13 protein-coding genes are annotated in these 18,335 nt (G+C 61.1%); 9 read left to right on the top strand and 4 right to left on the bottom strand.

The window, feature by feature from the left end; genetic code table 11:
- Positions 1 to 21: 21 nt before the first annotated feature.
- The 3 genes from V7714_RS15715 to V7714_RS15705 all read right to left on the bottom strand — a co-directional run bounded on the left by V7714_RS15715 (position 22) and on the right by V7714_RS15705 (position 2,813).
- Positions 22 to 264, bottom strand: a complete 243-nt coding sequence (locus V7714_RS15715; protein WP_335710556.1) for a hypothetical protein — start codon at positions 262 to 264, stop codon at positions 22 to 24.
- The gene (locus tag V7714_RS15710) at positions 261 to 1,157 is read right to left on the bottom strand and encodes a hypothetical protein (RefSeq protein WP_335710555.1); all 897 of its coding nucleotides are present in this window, start codon (positions 1,155 to 1,157) and stop codon (positions 261 to 263) included. The genes V7714_RS15715 and V7714_RS15710 overlap by 4 nt, the downstream gene beginning before the upstream one ends.
- A 429-nt stretch (positions 1,158 to 1,586) precedes the next feature.
- Complete coding sequence (locus V7714_RS15705; RefSeq protein ID WP_335710554.1) at positions 1,587 to 2,813, bottom strand: hypothetical protein; 1,227 nt, start codon at positions 2,811 to 2,813, stop codon at positions 1,587 to 1,589.
- A 293-nt stretch (positions 2,814 to 3,106) separates the two neighbouring features.
- Between V7714_RS15705 and V7714_RS15700 the strand changes: the two genes are divergently transcribed.
- From V7714_RS15700 to V7714_RS15690, 3 genes are all read left to right on the top strand, one after another.
- Entirely contained in the window at positions 3,107 to 4,366 is a 1,260-nt protein-coding gene (locus tag V7714_RS15700) for a putative Na+/H+ antiporter (RefSeq protein ID WP_335710553.1), read from the top strand.
- A gap of 135 nt (positions 4,367 to 4,501) precedes the next feature.
- Positions 4,502 to 4,846 carry a hypothetical protein gene (locus V7714_RS15695; protein ID WP_335710552.1) on the top strand — a complete coding sequence of 115 codons (345 nt, stop codon included), beginning with the start codon at positions 4,502 to 4,504 and terminating at the stop codon, positions 4,844 to 4,846.
- A 255-nt stretch (positions 4,847 to 5,101) separates the two neighbouring features.
- On the top strand, positions 5,102 to 6,493 hold the full coding sequence (locus V7714_RS15690; protein ID WP_335710551.1) for an HAD-IB family phosphatase: 1,392 nt from the start codon (positions 5,102 to 5,104) through the stop codon (positions 6,491 to 6,493).
- A gap of 93 nt (positions 6,494 to 6,586) precedes the next feature.
- On the opposite strand, the gene V7714_RS15685 is transcribed toward V7714_RS15690, so the two are convergent.
- Complete coding sequence (locus V7714_RS15685) at positions 6,587 to 7,354, bottom strand: transporter substrate-binding domain-containing protein (protein ID WP_335710550.1); 768 nt, start codon at positions 7,352 to 7,354, stop codon at positions 6,587 to 6,589.
- Positions 7,355 to 7,534: 180 nt separating this feature from the next.
- Between V7714_RS15685 and hrcA the strand changes: the two genes are divergently transcribed.
- From hrcA to V7714_RS15655, 6 genes are all read left to right on the top strand, one after another.
- Positions 7,535 to 8,557, top strand: a complete 1,023-nt coding sequence (hrcA, locus tag V7714_RS15680; protein ID WP_335710549.1) for a heat-inducible transcriptional repressor HrcA — start codon at positions 7,535 to 7,537, stop codon at positions 8,555 to 8,557.
- A gap of 68 nt (positions 8,558 to 8,625) precedes the next feature.
- Entirely contained in the window at positions 8,626 to 9,711 is a 1,086-nt protein-coding gene (gene mltB, locus V7714_RS15675; protein WP_335710548.1) for a lytic murein transglycosylase B, read from the top strand.
- Between the two features lie 191 nt (positions 9,712 to 9,902).
- Positions 9,903 to 12,338 carry a bifunctional diguanylate cyclase/phosphodiesterase gene (locus tag V7714_RS15670; protein ID WP_335710547.1) on the top strand — a complete coding sequence of 812 codons (2,436 nt, stop codon included), beginning with the start codon at positions 9,903 to 9,905 and terminating at the stop codon, positions 12,336 to 12,338.
- A 125-nt stretch (positions 12,339 to 12,463) separates the two neighbouring features.
- On the top strand, positions 12,464 to 15,898 hold the full coding sequence (mfd, locus tag V7714_RS15665; protein ID WP_335710546.1) for a transcription-repair coupling factor: 3,435 nt from the start codon (positions 12,464 to 12,466) through the stop codon (positions 15,896 to 15,898).
- Positions 15,899 to 16,082: 184 nt separating this feature from the next.
- Positions 16,083 to 16,535, top strand: coding sequence for a peroxiredoxin (locus V7714_RS15660; RefSeq protein WP_335710545.1), 453 nt, complete (start codon positions 16,083 to 16,085; stop codon positions 16,533 to 16,535).
- Positions 16,536 to 16,784: 249 nt separating this feature from the next.
- Positions 16,785 to 18,188 (top strand): PhoH family protein, encoded by a 1,404-nt coding sequence (locus V7714_RS15655; protein ID WP_335710544.1) that lies wholly within the window; start codon positions 16,785 to 16,787, stop codon positions 18,186 to 18,188.
- Positions 18,189 to 18,335: the final 147 nt, after the last annotated feature.

The following is an 18,335-nucleotide window of genomic DNA, read 5'->3' as shown; positions in this document are numbered from 1 at the left end:
TCCTCTTCCGGATCCCTCGTCCTATGCACTATAGCTGCCAGCCACGTTGCAAACTGCCATCTGCCGCCATGCGGTGGGCCTGCCCGTCAGCCATAAAAAAGGCGGGACATCGTCCCGCCCCTGCTTGAGCGCTTGCCGCAATGCCTGCCGGCTATCTCGGCGCCGGGTCTTCTCGGCCTTCTCGTGCACACCGCCCCCGCTGCGCTGGCCGGCGGCCAACGCGACGGGGTTACGGGGCTTGGGTACTTTCAGTTTGATCTTCATGGTGTCATAGTCTCCAGATTCAATTGATACAGCCTTGCCTCGCAGGCCTGTTTCGCCTGCTTTTTACTCAAAAAACGCGGTGCCTCGCTCCCTGCCGCAAAACAGAACTGCCTGGGCAGATCGGTGTAGATCGAACGTGGCGGCTGGCGCAGGCGTATGCCCTTCAACGATGCGCACGATGCCGGGCTGTGATAAAACATGCGGCGCAGCCCCAACTCCTCCCGCACAAACCAGATGGTTGCCGTCAGCATGGCTTCTGCCCACAGCTTGCGGTAGCGCCCAAGCGCAAACTCGGCATAGGTCCTGATGCTTTCCTCACTTGCATCCGCCCCCCATACCACCTTGGGATTCAACGCCGCAGCGGCAACATTTCGCAGCCAATCGGTCTGCACCTCTTCTATCAGTACTTCCCCAGACGCCATGTCCACGTCCAGGCGTGACCACGCCAGGGTATTGCGGCCCACCCTGTTGATGGGGTGGTAGCGGGTGCCAAATGGCAGGCAGTGCTCCCGTGGCCGCACCAGACGCTGATAGGTTGCATCGTGGCCACGGTCAAAATTGAGCTGCAAAACCAGATTCGCACCGCCCCGGGTGGTCTGTGCGCCATCCCACAGCCCCAGGCTCAGGGTAAAGGGCAATGCTGCCGGGTCGCCATCCGCAGCCAGTACATCTGCAGCACACAGCTGCTTGCTGCCAGCCTGCGCCAACCACTGCTTGATCCTTGGCTTCTGCAGCAGGCCCGCGTAGGCACTACGCTTGATCGCCGCAATGCTGACCCTCGGCCCTACCAGGTGTTTGAGCAGCAACCATGCGTAGCGCTCTGGGTAATAATTGAAAACCGTCCTGCCCTCAGGCAGGCAGCCGATGATCTCCTCGGCGTATAGTCTGTTCATAGACAGCTTCCCTCTGCCACCTCTCTGGCGGCGCAATCTTGTATGGATGTGCGTGTTCGGGTTGGGCTGTCGCTTGCATGATGTACTCCTGGTAAGGGCAACCTTGGGTTGCACGAGGTCTAGCGGAAATCTTGTGGGGTATGGCGCCCATGGGCCGAGCACAGCCAGCCGATCGCAACAGCGATTGCTTTTGGCAAATGCGGCAGCATGGGATAAGTGCATGAAAAAACCCCGGACATGGCCGGGGCTTTGCGGGCAACCGGCGTGAAGGCTGTACCCTTCACGCCAATGGCGGTATGGGTCAGCGGATTAAGCGGAGATACGTAGCAACAGACATCGGTGTTTCTCCTTTCCTGACTGAGAGTGGGTTGAACAAGTACTGCTGTTTTAAACCAGGCAGGCCTGTACGGTCAAGTGCAGCCTGACAAGCTAGCGCTGCAGCGGCACCGCCAGCACTAGGGTGGGCTTGAGGCTGGCTGCATCCTTCAGGCTGCCATCGGCTTGGTAGCGCCCCACAAAGGAATTCGCAATCACATACAGCTTATCCCCCACCAAGGTGCCGGTGGTCGGTTCATCCAGTGCAGGGTGGTGATGCGACTGCAGCACCGTCATACCGCTGATGCTGCGGCCATCGGCGGCAAGTGCCACGCGTATCACCCGCCCTGGGTTGGTGCTGTTCTGCACCCCAAACAGCGCCTGATCACGCCAGTAAAGCCCATCTATCCCGCCTGTCATGACCGTATCGGGTTGCGGCATGCGCATCGCTTCGCCCGTTGTCGCATCCACCCGGGCAATACCGGTGGAGAGGGTCACATACAAGGCATTCCCCTGGCCTACCGCCAAGCCGTTGGCGCCACGCAAGCTGCCCTTCTCGCCAAAGCGGGCAAGCGCTGCTTCGCCCGGCTTCAATCGCCAGAGCGAGCCTTCAGCCGAATCGCTGACATAAACGCTACCGTCATCGGCAACCGCCACATCGTTGAACTGCAGGGCATCCGCCCCCTCCAGCCTGCCCAGCAATTTGCCGGTGCGCAGATCGTAGCGCAGCACCGCATTGCGGCGTGCCAGCTTGTTGCTGTCCTCAAAGCCATTGGTACTGACGGCATAGAGCACGCCCCGTGGGGCATCTACTGCCAAGCCCAGCACGGCATCCAGCTTATCGGTCTTGCGCGAGAAATCCTTGGTTCGTCCCTTGGCATCGACCACCACTATCTTGTGCAGGGCCACGCTGCTCAGGAAGAAACGCTTGCCGCGTGCATCATGGGCAATCCCCTCTGGTATCAGCTTGGGGTCTGGCAGGCGCAAACCGACTGGCGCATCCGGCGTGCGGGGCTCGTCCGCAGCCAGCTCCTGCCGCACAGCCTGGAAATCGGCATCCGCCCACAGCGCGTCAAACCCCAGGCCGGGCGAAGGCACCAAGCCCAGCTTGCGTCCCTTCAGCGCCCTTAGTTCTGCGAGTGCGGCAGCCTTGTCGCCCAGGCTGGCATGCGTCATGGCCTGGTAGTACGCCAGCAAGCCATCACCGGGTCGCTCTGCCCGCAATGCCTGCACGCGGGCCAGACGCGCCTTCAGGGCGGCCTGCGGGTCGTCTTCTGCCTGGACGGGCACCCCAAAGGCAAGACATAGCAAGCTGCAAATCCAAAGGCGTGAAGCAGACATGGCGGACTCCTGAAAAATAGTCGGCCACTATAGTAGTGCCACACCAGCGTCGTCGATGCTGGACCGCAGCAAGATGCCAATAAGCAACAGGCAGCAAAGCCAAGCAGGCGCCTCGCGACCCAACATAGCGTCAAAGCACGTTAACCCACCTGCGCTTATATTTGTGGGAATATAACGAGGCATGCCTCATGCCACCGCCAAGCCTTGCTGTAAGCCACTGCACACAGCATCATGCATCCCATTACATCTGCCACTGAGCCTTAAAACGCGCCATCAACGGTACAGACACACACATGAACCCAACCACGATACAGATCATAGGCGCAGCGCTGTTTGCCATCGCCCTGATACACACCTTCTCCACCAAGTTCTTCGAGCGCCTGGCCCATAGCCGGCCACAACATGCCGGCATTTGGCATCTGCTGGGCGAGGTGGAGGTGGTTTTCGGCTTCTGGGCCATGGTGTTGATGCTGGCGATGTTCTTCCTGCAGGGCAAGGATGTGGCAACGGCCTATATCGATTCGCGCAATTTCACCGAGCCCCTGTTTGTCTTCGCCATCATGGTCATTGCCGGCACCCGCCCCATATTGCAGTTGGCCAATTGGCTGGTTGAGGCGCTGGCCAGGTTGATCCCCCTGCAGACGAACCTGGCGCATTACTTCCTGGTGCTCGCACTGGTTCCCCTGCTGGGTTCCTTTATCACCGAACCGGCCGCCATGACGCTGGCAGCGCTGGTACTGCGCGATCGCTATCTGGGTGCCGGTGTCAGCAACCGGTTCAAGTACGCCACCCTGGGGGTACTGTTCGTCAACATCTCCATCGGCGGCACCTTGACACCTTTCGCCGCACCGCCCGTCCTGATGGTTGCCGCCACCTGGAACTGGGATATCGCGTTCATGATCACCACCTTTGGCTGGAAAGCTGCCGCCGCCGTCTTGTTCAACGCGGTTGCGGTGACTACCCTGCTGCGCAAGGAATTGCTGGGCCTACAGCCAAACAGCACAGGCGCGGCGACACACCCTGTCCCCCCGGCGCTGATCGCCGTGCATCTGCTGTTCATGGTCGGGGTCGTGGTATTTGCCCATCATCCCGCCGTCTTCATGGGGCTATTCCTGTTCTTCCTCGGCGTGGCCCACGCTTACGAACGCCATCAGGACAAGCTGATCCTGCGTGAAGGCCTGCTGGTGGCCTTCTTCCTGGCAGGCTTGGTAGTGCTGGGTGGGCAGCAGCAGTGGTGGCTGCAACCCGTGCTCCTGAGCATGAATGCCGATGCCGTCTACTTCGGTGCCACCGCACTGACCGCCGTGACCGACAATGCCGCCCTGACCTATCTGGGCTCACTGGTCGAAGGATTGTCCGACGAGTTCAAGTACGCCCTGGTAGCCGGTGCCGTCACTGGGGGTGGCCTGACCATCATCGCCAACGCGCCCAACCCGGCGGGTATCGCCATCCTGCGCGAAAAGTTCGACGACGGTGCCGTCCACCCGCTGGGGCTGCTGGCGGCAGCACTCCCGCCCACCCTGGTGGCGATGCTGGCCTTCAAGCTGCTGTAGCAGGTAAGGCCGCATCAGCCAGGCACACGGCTATCCCTTTCCATCGGCTGGCGCCGTATCAAGCATGGCCTATATTGCAATGCCGGGCACGGTAACACTGCCCGGCATTGCCTTTTCCAATACAGGAGTATTGCCATGCTGAAGATTAGGCTGCCGCATACCGCCATCGGTGTAACCGTGTTAACCCTTGCCACCATTACGGCGCAAGCTGCCAGCGAATGGTATTTCTACGTCCAGAACAACACCAAGACCAAGATAGTGAAGCTGCAGGTGTCCGAGACCAAGAAGGACTGGGGCGACTTTGACATAGGTAGCGGTATCGGCCCCGGCAAGAAAGAGCGCATGGAATGGGACGAGAGCACCGATAACGAAGGCTGCGATCAGTGGATAAGGGCCAAGTTTGCCGATGGCAGCTACAGCGAACCCAGCAAGTTCAACTTCTGCAAGAACCTGGACGAACCCATCGAGTTCGACGACTGACATCCCCCTCATAAAACCCTGGCTCGCCAGGGTTTCATCCTTTCAGCCTAAACCAAACCACGCTACGCTCCCAGAGCCTCCCGCCCGACTACTGGCCACCAGAATAGTCGGCAGTACCGCCCGGCTGGTGTAAAATTACATTCCTACAAATGCAAATACAATGGATGCATGGGATGGCGTCGTTCCAAGCCTTTCCCGTGCACACAAGCGCATCTGAGCAGCATCAGATAGCACGACACCCTAGGGAGATACAGCATGTTGACCATCGCCATTCCAGCCTTGAACGAGGCCGCCAACATCGGGTCGGTTGTCCGATTCGCCAAAGCCCACCCCTCTGTTCGGGAAGTCATTGTGGTGGATGATGGCTCGATTGATGACACCGTTCGGTTGGCAACAGAAGCTGGGGCAAACGTCATCACCAGCACCTTGCTGGGAAAAGGCCCGTCCATGCGTGATGCGCTAGCAATCGTCCAGACAGACTTCATCCTCTATCTGGATGGCGATATGCGCAGGTTGGACGCCTCGCTGATAGACCGCATGCTGTCTCCGCTTGAGCGCGGGGCAGACTTCGTCAAAGCCAGCTTCGCCCGATCTGCCGGTCGCGTCACCGAACTCACAGCCAGGCCGCTGTTACGTACCTTCTTTCCGGAACTCAGCCAGTTCAGCCAGCCACTGGGCGGTATCATCGCGGCCCGCACCGAGCTATTACAGCGGCTCAGGTTCGAAGACGACTTCGGCGTGGACATCGGCCTGCTTATCGACGCCCATTTCCTGGGCGCGCTGGTGGTAGAAGTGGATGTCGGCACGGTAGAGCACGACAGCAAGCCACTGGCCAGCCTGGGCAATATGGCCATGCAGGTCAGCCGTGCCATCCTGCGCCGGGCCGAGCTGGTAGGCAGACTGCAGGCCGACAAGCTGGCCGAGACCATGGAGCACGAGCGCCAGCTTGGTGCGGAACTGGACGGCATCGCATCCAGCATCGACGCAGGCGGCAAGCTGGCCCTGTTTGATATGGACGGCACCTTGCTGAAGGGGCGCTTCATCCAGGCCCTGGCGCAGCGTGCCGGCTTTGAAGAGGCGCTGCACCCCCTGCTGGACAACGGCATTCTGGATGCCGCTACCCGCTCCCAGGCCATCGCAGCTTTGCTCAAGGGCCTGCCCCAGCAGACATTCATCGACGTGGCAAAATCCATTCCCTTGCAGGAAGGCGCTGTAGAGGCCGTGATACAGCTGCGCAAGATGGGTTATCGCGTCGGTATCGTCTCAGACAGCTACTACATCGCGGCAGAAATCATCCGCAAGCGTGTCTTTGCCGATTTTGCCGTCGCCCATGTGCTGAACTTCGCCCAGGGCGAAGCCACTGGCGAGCTGAGAGTCAACGAACTGTTCGCGCATTCGTCCGGCTGCGCCAGCCATGTGATATGCAAGCGCAATGTCTTGCAGCATCTGGAGGATTTCGCCGATCAGCCTTTTGGCCACACCCTGATGGTGGGTGACGGCGACAACGACCTATGCCTGATCAAGGCTGCCGATGCCGGCTTCGCCTACCGTACCCGCTCACCGCAGCTCAGCGCCAGCGCTACGCCCCTGAGCGATCTGCGGGAAATCAGCGCGCTCATCAGCCGTGAATCCGCCCTGCTCCACTGAGGGGGCTGGCAGAAACCGGCTTTTCAATAGAGCTCGCACCCAATGCAAACAGGCCGCATCGCGGCCTGTTTGCATTGGGCAAGTACTCGCTGATCAATAGATATTGAAGATAAAGTACTTACGCTGGATTTCCTGGTAAGTACCATTCTCCAGAATGGCGGCCAGCGCCGTATTCAAACGTGACTTCAGGGCGGTATTGCCCTTGCGCAGCGCAATGCCCTGGCCCTCGCCAAAGAACTTGGGGTCAACCACCGACGAGCCTACCAGCTCGAAACCCTGGCCCTTGGGGGTCTGCAGGAAGCCATAATAACCGGCCACCACGTCATCCATTACCATGTCGACCTCGTTACGGCTCAGGCCATCGTACATTTCGTCCGCGTTCTTGTAGCGGGTAATGGGCGAAGTAGCCGAATACTTGGCCGTCAGGTAGCGGTCATAGGTGGTATCGGCCTGTACGCCTATCTTCATCTTGGCAATGCGCTTGGGCGTGATGAACACATAGGGCACGCGCTTATTCTTGGCAAAGAAGAATGCCGGCGTATTGGCGTAGCGGTCAGTAAAATCAACCTGCTTCTTGCGCTCTTCCGTGATGGACATCATGGCCACCGCCGCGTCCACCTTCTTCTCCTGCAGGGCCGGGATCAAGTCATCCCAGTCCACCTTGACCAGCTTGCACTCCACCTTCATCTCCTTGCACAGCGCCTGGGAGATATCGATGTCAAAACCCTTGAGATTGCCCTTGGCATCTACGTCAGAGAAAGGCGGGTATTTGCCTTCGATGGCAATGCGCACTTCTTCGGCCTGCGCGGTAGAGAAAATCGCCAGCAGCAAGACCGGCAAGAGCAGACGTAAGCTTTTCATGATTTCGGTACCCCCCTTATGCAATGCACCATCCGAGTGTGGGCGCAAGGGCCGAAGCCTACGCCTAGCTGACAATGCGAACAACCATCCCCTGCATTTGTCGCAATGCAGCAATAGCGATGTTGTAGAACGCAAACATGGCCGCTTGCCGCAGCGCGGCGACGCGCTACAATCGCCGATATGCTCAGCGAACGCGCCCAAATACTGCTAAAGACCCTGGTCGAGCGCTATATCGCCGAAGGCCAGCCGGTTGGTTCCCGCACCCTATCCAAGTTCTCGGGTCTGGAACTGTCACCGGCATCCATACGCAATGTGATGTCCGACCTGGAAGAACTGGGGCTGATCATCAGCCCGCATACCTCAGCGGGACGTATCCCGACGCCGCTGGGTTATCGTCTGTTCGTCGATACCCTGCTCACCATCCAACCGTTGGAGCAACTTCAGATACGAGAGTTGCAAGGACAGTTGCAGCCCGACAACCCCACCCGTGCCGTAGCAGCCGCTTCCACCTTGCTGTCGCAGTTGACCGAATTCGCCGGCGTGGTCATGTCGCCCAAGCGGCGCGGCATCCCATTGGCCCAGGTGGAATTCGTCCGCCTGGCCGAAAAACGCATCCTGCTGATCCTGGTCACCGCTGATGGCGATGTGCAGAACCGCATCCTGCTGACCGAGCGCGACCATTCCGCCAGCGAGCTGATTGAAGCCACCAACTTCCTCAACCAGCACTGCGTAGGCAAGACGCTGGAAGAAGTACGTGATGCCGTCTACCAGGATCTACGCAATCTGCAGGGCAATATCTCGGCCCTGATGAACGCGGCAGTCGAGGCCGGCAGCCAGGCCATGGCCGAAGAAGCCACGCCCATGGTGATCACCGGTGAAAGCAATCTGCTGCGGGTAGACGAGCTATCAGGCAATGTCGAACGCCTGCGCCAGCTGTTCCGCGTGTTTGAAGAGAAAACCGCCCTGCTGCAATTGCTGGATCACGGCCAGCATGCTGCCGGTGTGCAGATATTCATAGGCCAGGAAGCCGGCATTTCTTCGCTGGATGAATGCTCGGTCGTCACCGCCCCCTACAAGGTCAATGGCCAGATCGTCGGCACCCTGGGCGTCATCGGCCCTACCCGCATGGCCTATGAGCGGGTGATACCCATTGTTGATATCACCGCGCGGCTGCTGTCTTCCGCGCTCTCGCACCACCACTGAGCCTGTCAGCCCGTCGCGCCACCGCGATAGGCTGGCATGCCGTGCCCCACACCACTGGATACCCTGTTTTGATCCTACGTTCGCTGCTGCTCTCCCTCGCCGCCATCGCCTGCCTCGCCGACGATGCGCCGCCCCCGTCCGCGCCCGAGGCCACGCCCGCCTACTGGGAGCGGCCCGACGTACAGGCCTTCATCGACGAAATGGCCACCCAGTATGGCTTCGACCGCGCCGCGCTGGTCCAGCAGTTTGCCCAGGTCACACTCAAGCCCAACATCCTGGCCGTGCTGGATAAGCCTTCCACCAGCCGCCCCTACCATGCCTTTCGTCCCGACTTCGTCAACGATACCCGCCTACGCCTGGGTGTAGCGTATTGGCAGGCCAATGCCCCGCTACTGCAGGCAGTATCAGATCAATATGGCGTAGAGCCCGAATACCTGGTCGCCATACTTGGCGTAGAAACCCTTTGGGGCCGCAATACCGGCAGCTTCCGCGTCATGGATGCACTCGGCACCATCGCCTTCGACTACCCCCGGCGTGCCGATTTCTTCCGCAAGGAGTTACGCGAGTTCCTGCTGCTGGCGCGGGATGAGCAGGCCGACCCGTTTGAATTCAAGGGCAGCTACGCCGGCGCCATGGGTGCGCCGCAGTTCATGCCGTCCAGCTTCCACGCCTATGCTGCCGACTGGGACAAAGACGGACGCCACGACATCTGGAACAACCAGGGCGATATCCTGGCCAGCGTGGCCAACTATTTCGTCCAGCATGGCTGGCAACGCGGCCAAGCACTGCTGGTGCCTGCCACCGTGGAGGGCGAAGGCTACGCCCCGCTGGTCGCAGACAAGTTCAATCTGCACTACAAGGTCAGCGAACTGGCAGCCTATGGCGTACGCCCCGCCGAACCGCTCAATGGCGACCCGCTGGCCGTACTGGCACCGCTCGAGCACGAACCCGGTGTGACCCGCTACTGGCTCGGCCTCGCCAACTTCTACGCCATCACCCGCTACAACCGCAGCACCCACTACGCAATGGCGGTGCACGAACTGGCCCAGCGCATCAAGGCCGCCTATCACGACCCCAGCCTGCTACCCAAGGTCGAAGCCCCCAAGCGCAAGCCCGCCAAGCCCAAAAAGAAATCCGGCAAGCGCCATAAATAACGCAGCCACAAGCGCTTCGGGCAAGCCGATTGCCCAGCCGCATCCGGGTCTGCTGGCCACCAGGACACCTGACCCGCTCATGCAACTATCAGGAAAATGATAACTGCACCGCGTACGGTCTATGCTGATAGGCAAGGCGCCGGGCAGGAGGAAGGCAGCGCCCATACACCGGTCAACAATAAACGGCCCCAATGTCCTTACGTACGTTGTTGCAGCGCATACCGCCCAGTCTCTACTACGTCCTGATCGCAGCGGCATGGATCGCCTTTTCCGATCGCCTGCTCCAGGCCCTGGTCAGTTCGCCCACCCTGATCGCCACGCTGCAGACCTTCAAGGGCTGGTTCTTCGTCCTGCTCACCGGTGCCGCACTGCACTGGCTGATACAACGCAGCCGAGCCAGCAACCGCCTGGCCCACCATCGCATACAGGCACTGGCCGGCTTCTATCAAGCCGTCTCCAAGGTGGGCGATGCCGCCATGCGGGCAGAGCATGCCGAACCGCTATACCAGGCCGTCTGCGAGGCCGTCGTCAGCAATCCGGGGATACGCGTCACCGCCGTCACCCGTATCGACCCCGATAAAAAACTCCTCCACAGCTGCTATAGCCTGGGCGAGGCCACCGCCATCTACGCTGAACCGCTGTCGCTGGACCCTGCAAGCGCTAACGCAGCACCGGTTTCACTGCGCGCCATCCAGTCCGGCAAGCCCTTCATCTGCAACGATATCGACAAAGACTATGCGTTTGCCCTGCAGCGTGAGCTGTACCGCGACCATCAACTCAACGCTTTTGCCGCCTTTCCTCTGTTTGAGGAAGGACGCATAGTTGGCACCCTCACTGTCGCCAGCCAGCATGTGGGCTATTTTGATGCCGAACTGGTCGAGGTCATCACCCGCCTGGCCGACGCCGTCTCCTTCGGCCTGGGCCACCTGCGCCGCCTCCGCCGGCTCAGGTTGATGGACAGACTGATAGAACGCGCCAACGACGGCGTCATCGTCACCGACCCCGCCGGCGTCATACGCGCCGTCAACCCCCGGTTTTGCGAGATCACCGGCTACTCAGTGGACGAAGTATTGGGGCAAACCCCCCGCATGCTGCAATCAGGCCGCCAAAGTGCGCAGTTCTACCGCGACATGTGGCAAAGGCTCACCCAGCACGGCCATTGGCGTGGCGAGATATGGAACCGTCGCCGTAACGGCGAGATCTACCCCGAATGGTTGACCATTTCGTCGGTCAAGAACGAACATGGCGAGACCGAAAACTACCTTGCCGTATTCAGCGATCTCAGCGAGCGCATCGAGGCCGAGCAACGGATACGTGAGCTCACCGCAGTTGACACCCTCACTGGCGTACTCAACGCCGAGGTCTTCCGCGCCCGCCTGGCAGAATTCCTCCGAACTACTCGCCAGCAAAAGCAGCGCGCCCTGGTGGCCGTGCTCAACCTCAATCGCCTGCGGGTCATCAATCAGGTGTATGGCCGCGAAAAAGGCGACCGCATACTCAGCGAGATAGGCGAACGCCTGCGCGCCCTGCAACTGAGCAATGCCCTGATGGGCCGGCTGGGCGGCGACGAATTCGGCATCGCCGTAGGCGGCCTGCACACGCTGGAAGATGTGATGCGCATCGCAAGGCGTATAGGCGGCTGCTTCAATGCCCTCTTCGTGCTGGATGCCGACACCCTGCTGATACGGCCCAGCATCGGCGCCGCCTGCTTCCCCGAGCATGGCGAAGACACCGTCAACATCCTGGCCCACGCCACCGCCGCCATGCAGCGTTGCAAGCGCGAGGCACTCGACACGGTACGGCTCTATACGCCCGACCTATCCCATGAGGTCAACGCGCCGTTCGAACTCGAACAGGACCTGCGCCGCGCCATCGACAACGGCGAACTCTGGCTATCCTTCCAGCCCCAGGTCGATATCAGTGACGGCAGGCCCATAGGCATGGAAACCCTGCTGCGCTGGAACCACCCCAGCCTGGGGCCGATTTCCCCGGCCAAGTTCATCCCGGTTGCGGAGGAATCCGGCCTTATCCTGCCCATAGGCGAATGGATACTGTTTGAGGCCTGCCGCCAGGCCGCACTCTGGAACCAAGGCCGGGCCCAGCCGCTACGGGTTGCCGTCAACGTCTCGGCCGTACAGTTCCAGCGCCAGAACTGGCCCAGACTGGTTGAGAAAGCCCTGATCGCCAGCGGCCTGGAACCGGCCTGCCTGGAACTGGAGGTCACCGAAAGCGTGGTGATGCAGCATATCGACGCTGTCGCCATGCGACTCCGCGCCCTCAAGGCCCTGGGCGTGCAACTGGCCATCGACGACTTCGGTACCGGCTATTCCTCCCTGGCTTACCTCAAGCGCCTGCCCATAGACCGGCTCAAGATAGACCAAAGCTTTGTACGGGGGCTGCCCGGCGACGCAGGCGACACCGCTATTACCCGTGCCATTGTCGGCCTTGCGGCCAGCCTGGGTTTCCAGACCATTGCCGAAGGGGTGGAAACGCTGGAGCAGGCAACCGTGCTGAGCCGCATGGGCTGCCCCGAAGCACAGGGCTGGCACTACGCCAAAGCCATGCCTGCCAAAGACTTCAGTGCCTGGCTGGAAAAACAGGACCAGCGCATCGTTACCGGCAGCTAGCGTCCGCCCCGCCGGTTCCTGCATCGTTCTTACCCGATACAGTTTCCTTGAGCACACGCAACGGCCAGCATGGCGTCGGCGTATAATCGTCTGCTTCGCCGAACCCACCCCATCCGCCGCTCGCCATGCCGCACTTGCTGCCCATACCGCCGCTGCCACCCGCCGGCCAACGCACCCGACTCGTATTGCCTGCCGGCTCCAGCGATGCCAGCTTGCTCGCTGCGATGGCGGGCCAGGTCAAACCCCTGGCCATACTGGCAGCCGATGCCCAGACGGCAGCACGGCTAAAGGACGAGATCGCCTGGTTTGCCCCCGACAAGACTGTCGTCCTCCTGCCCGACTGGGAAACCCTGCCCTACGACAGCTTTTCGCCGCACCACGATCTGATATCAGAGCGGCTGGCCACGCTGTGGCAGATACGCCAGCAACAGGCCGACGTCATCATCGTGCCGGTACAGACCGCGCTGATGCCGCTGCCACCGGTCGAATACCTCACCGCCTACAGCTTCTTCCTCAAGGCCAAGACCCGGCTGGATGTGGAGAAACTCCGCAGTGATCTGGCCTTCGCCGGCTACAGCCATGTCACCCAGGTCTATGGCCCCGGTGAATTCTCCATCCGTGGCGGCTTGATCGACCTCTTCCCCATGGGCTCCACCCTGCCCTACCGGCTGGACCTGTTCGATTCCGACATCGAAACCATCCGTACCTTTGATGTCGATACCCAGCGCAGCATCTATCCGGTGCCAGAGATACGCCTGCTGCCCGCACGTGAATTCCCGCTCGACGACAACGGCCGCGCCAAGTTCCGCTCACGCTTTCGCGAGGTATTCGAGGGCGATCCCAGCAAGTCGCGGGTCTACAAGGATATCTCCAGCGGCTTGATTCCCCCCGGCGTCGAGTACTACCTGCCGCTGTTCTTCGACCAGACCGCCACCCTGTTCGACTACCTGCCCGCAGATGCCCTGCTGGCACAGCATGGCGACCTCATGCAGGCCTGTGACCGCTTCTGGGCCGATACCCAAAGCCGCTACAAGATGCTGGCCGGCGACCGCGACCGCCCCCTGCTGCCACCCAATGAATTGTTTATCGGCACCGACCGCTTCTTCGCCCTGATGAAGCCCTACCGGCGGCTGGAACTCACGGCCGAGGCGCCAGCGGTAGAGGACGCGCGCGAAACCGCCTGGCGTGAAGCCAGCCGAAGCCTGCCCGACCTGCGGGTAGACCGCCGTGCCGACAACCCCATCCAGAAACTGGCCGACTTTGTCGATGGCTTCGATGGCCGCGTTGTGCTGCTGGCCGAATCCCTGGGCCGCCGCGAGACCCTGCACCAATACTTTGCCGAATACGGCCTCAGCGTCGCCGTAGCCGAAACCTGGCAGGACTGCCTCGCCAGCACTGCACGGGTAGTGCTGGGCGTCTCACCCCTGGCGGCTGGCTTTATCGTCAGCGGTATGGCTGTGATTACCGAGGCCGACCTGTACGGCCACAGCAGCACCCTCAGCCGCCGCAAGGCGCAAAAGCGCAGCAACGCCGAAGGCATGCTGCGCGATCTGTCCGAACTCAAGGTCGGCGATCCGGTAGTACACGAACAACACGGCATAGGCCGCTACATGGGCCTGGTCAGCATGGATCTCGGTGAAGGCGTCACCGAGATGCTGCTGCTGGAATACGCCGGCAGCGACAAGCTCTATGTCCCCGTCGCCCAGTTGCACCTGATCAGTCGCTATGCTGGCGGTGCCGAAGACAGTGCACCGCTGCACAAGCTGGGTTCGGGTCAATGGGAGAAAGCCAAACGCAAGGCTGCCGAACAGGTACGCGATACCGCCGCCGAACTGCTCAACCTCTACGCCCGACGCGCCGCCCGTGAAGGCTACGCCTTTGGCTTCAAGCCGCACGATTACGAAGCCTTTGCCGACGGCTTCGGCTTTGAGGAAACCGCCGACCAAGCCGGCGCCATTGAAGCCGTGATCGCCGACATGACCAGCGGCAAGCCCATGGACAGGCTCATCTGCGGCGATGTGGGCTTCGGCAAGACCGAAGTCGCCCTGCGGGCCGCCTATGTGGCGGTGGCAGACGGCAAGCAGGTCGCCGTGCTGGTCCCTACCACCCTGCTGGCCGAGCAGCACTTCCAGAATTTCTCCGACCGCTTTGCCGACCTGCCGGTACGGGTGGCCGAACTGAGCCGCTTCCGCTCCAAGAAAGAAGTCGATGCCGCGGTGGCCGGCATGGAATCAGGCAGCATCGACATCGTCATCGGCACCCACAAGCTGGTGCAGGACGGCATCAAGTTCAAGAACCTGGGCCTTGTCATCATCGACGAAGAACACCGCTTCGGCGTCCGCCACAAGGAACAGCTCAAGGCCCTGCGCAGCGAAGTGGATGTACTCACGCTGACCGCCACCCCCATCCCGCGCACCCTGGCCATGTCGCTGGAGGGGCTGCGCGACTTCTCCGTCATCGCCACTGCCCCCAGCCGTCGGCTGGCCATCAAGACCTTTGTCGCCAACTGGAGCGACGGCGTTATCCGCGAAGCCGTCCTGCGCGAACTCAAGCGCGGCGGCCAGGTGTTCTTCCTGCATAACGAGGTAGACACCATCATCAATATGCACGAGAAGCTCGCCGCCTTGCTGCCCGAGGCCCGCATAGGCGTCGCCCATGGCCAGATGCGCGAACGCGATCTGGAACAGGTGATGCGCGACTTCAACCAGCAGCGCTTCAACCTGCTGCTGTGCACCACCATCATCGAAACCGGTATCGACATTCCCAATGCCAATACCATCATCATGAACCGCGCCGACAAGTTCGGCCTGGCCCAGTTGCACCAGATGCGCGGTCGCGTCGGCCGCTCCCATCACCAGGCCTACGCCTACCTGCTGGTCCCCGACATCAAGGCCCTGACGGCCTCGGCGCAAAAGCGCCTGGAAGCCATCCAGCAGATGGAAGAACTGGGCTCCGGCTTTTATCTCGCCATGCACGATCTGGAAATCCGTGGCGCCGGTGAGGTGCTGGGAGACGACCAATCCGGCGAGATGCAGGAAATCGGCTTCTCGCTGTATTCCGCCATGCTCAACGAAGCCGTCAAGGCGCTCAAGAAAGGGGTGGAGCCCGATCTCAACGCCCCGCTGGGCGTCGCGACCGAAATCAACCTGCACAGCCCCGCCCTGCTGCCCAATGACTACTGCCCCGATGTGCACGAACGGCTGGTCATCTACAAGCGCCTGGCCAACTGCGAAACCAACGACGAGTTGGACGACATGCAGCAGGAGCTGATCGACCGCTTCGGCCTGCTGCCGCCGCCAGCCAAGATACTGCTGGATTGCCACCGCCTGCGCCTGGTAGCCAAGCCCATGGGCGTACTCAAGCTCGATGCTTCCGAGATCGCCATCTCGGTACAGTTTGCCGCGCAGAATACCCTGGACCCCATGAAGGTCATGAAACTGATACAGACAAAGCGCAACTACAAACTGGCCGGGCCAGATCGCCTGCGGGTGGAAAGCGCCCTGCCCGACCCGGCCATCAGGGCCGTGCGGGTCAAGGAACTGCTGGCCGAACTCAGCTGACTGGCAATCACCGCACCCAGCCCCGACCCCACCCCTACAACATGCCTGCAACACAGGCATGCGAGGCTAGTTCAATCAAAACAAGCACTTCGCGCCGGGTGGAAAAAACAACCATCCGCCATCCGCGCCCGTGCTTGTATGCCCCCATGTTTTTGACCACAATCAAATCAAACCGGAGGACGTAATGACAGCAGTACCGGCCCTCAGCCTGCCCATGACGGGCGACCAGATTTTCGACACGGCCCAACTGGCCGGCACCCCCTACGTTCTCTATTTCTACCCCAAGGACAACACCCCAGGCTGCACCACCGAAGGCGGTGATTTCCGTGATCACCACGCCGCCTTCCTGGCCGCTGGCACGCAAGTGTTCGGCGCCAGCCGCGACAGCCTCAAGTCGCACGAGAACTTCAAGGCCAAGATGGCCTTCCCATTCGAACTGGTATCCGACCCCGAAGAGCAGCTGTGCGAAGCCTTCGGCGTGATGAAGATGAAGAATATGTACGGCAAGCAGGTGCGCGGCATAGAGCGCAGCACCTTTGTCGTCGATGGCAAGGGACAGATTGTGAAGGAATGGCGCGGCGTGAAGGTGCCGGGCCATGTGAGCGATGTGCTAGCTTTCGTGCAAACGATGAAATGACCGAAACGCCCGTCCCTGTGACGGGCGTTTTGCTTTGTGGAGCCGGATGAGCGCCGCGAGCAAAACCCAACGTAGCACTGCTGGCCAGGCGTGCAGCAGGCGCGTGCAACAGGCGCGCGGAGCAGACCGTCCAGACAGCACGGCCGGTCTGCTCCGCAACGCCAGCCGGGTTTTGTCAGCGGCACCGATTTGGTACCGGTTCTCGCGACGTCGGCCACAAGCCGACCTATCACCTAGCCCGAGGAAAATATGGCCGCTGCCCGTAAAGCCAAAACCACCAAGCTCTTTGTGCTGGATACCAATGTACTGATGCACGACCCCACCAGCCTGTTCCGCTTCGAGGAACACGACGTCTGCCTCCCCATGGTCACCCTCGAAGAACTCGATGGCCACAAGAAAGGCATGAGCGAAGTCGCCCGCAACGCCCGCCAGGCCAGCCGGTTCCTGGACGATATCGTCAGCGGCAAGGAAGGTGAGATCAACCAGGGCGTCTCCCTGAAAGACCCATCCAAGGGCATGGCCACCGGCAGTCTGTTCCTGCAGACCCAGGCCACCCGCATCGAACTACCTGCCGACCTGCCCGTCGGCAAGGCTGACAACCAGATACTTACCGTCGTCATGCAACTGGCGCAGCAGCATGCCAAGCGCGAAGTCGTGCTGGTGTCCAAAGACATCAATATGCGCATCAAGGCGCGCGCCCTGGGTCTGGCGGCAGAAGACTACTTCAACGATCAGGTGCTGGAAGACACCGACCTGCTCTATACCGGCGTACGCGAGATAGACCAGAACTTCTGGGAGAAAAATGGCAAGGACATGAAGAGCTGGCAGGAAGGTGGCCGCGCTTACTACCAGCTCAAGGGCAATGACTGCGCCAGCCTGCTGCTCAACCAGATGGTCTGGCAGGAGGCCGACAAACCCTTCCTGGCCATGGTCAAATCGGTCGAAGGCAAGACCGCGGTACTGGAGTCGCTGAAGGACTATAGCCATCCCAAGAACGCCATCTGGGGCATTACCGCCCGCAACCGCGAGCAGAACTTCGCCATCAATCTGCTGATGAACCCCGATATCGACTTCGTCACCCTGCTGGGCCAGGCCGGTACCGGCAAGACCCTGCTGACGTTGGCATCGGCCCTGATGATGACGTTGGAGGAAAAGCGCTACACCGAGATCATCATGACCCGCGTCACCGTGCCGGTGGGCGAGGACATCGGCTTCCTGCCCGGCACCGAGGAAGAAAAGATGGCCCCCTGGATGGGCGCCCTGGAAGACAACCTGGACGTGCTGAACCAGACCGATGGCGAGTCCGGCGAATGGGGCCGCGCCGCTACCCGCGACCTGATACGGTCACGCATCAAGATCAAATCGCTCAACTTCATGCGCGGCCGCACCTTCCTCAACAAGTTTCTCATCATCGACGAAGCACAGAACCTCACCCCCAAGCAGATGAAGACCCTGATCACCCGTGCCGGCCCCGGCACCAAGGTGGTCTGCCTGGGCAATATCGCCCAGATCGACACCCCCTACCTGACAGAGGGATCGTCCGGCCTCACCTATGTGGTGGATCGCTTCAAGGGCTGGGGCCATTCTGGCCACATCACCCTGCAGCGGGGCGAGCGCTCACGCCTGGCCGACCACGCCGCCGAAGTACTATAACCTCCCCGCCCCGGCCAGCCCCTTGGCAGGCTGGTTCGAGGCAGGCCCATCCCATCAAACCGCCCGGCCACTGCAGCAAGCCGGGCGTTTTTTCATCGCCATTGGCCGTACGGCAGCTAAAATGATGGCAGACCAACGAGGCGAACC

The organism is Chitinimonas sp. JJ19, from assembly GCF_036961565.1.
In the GTDB taxonomy this organism is placed as follows: domain Bacteria; phylum Pseudomonadota; class Gammaproteobacteria; order Burkholderiales; family Chitinimonadaceae; genus Chitinimonas.
This window is presented reverse-complemented; position numbering and strand designations above follow the sequence as displayed.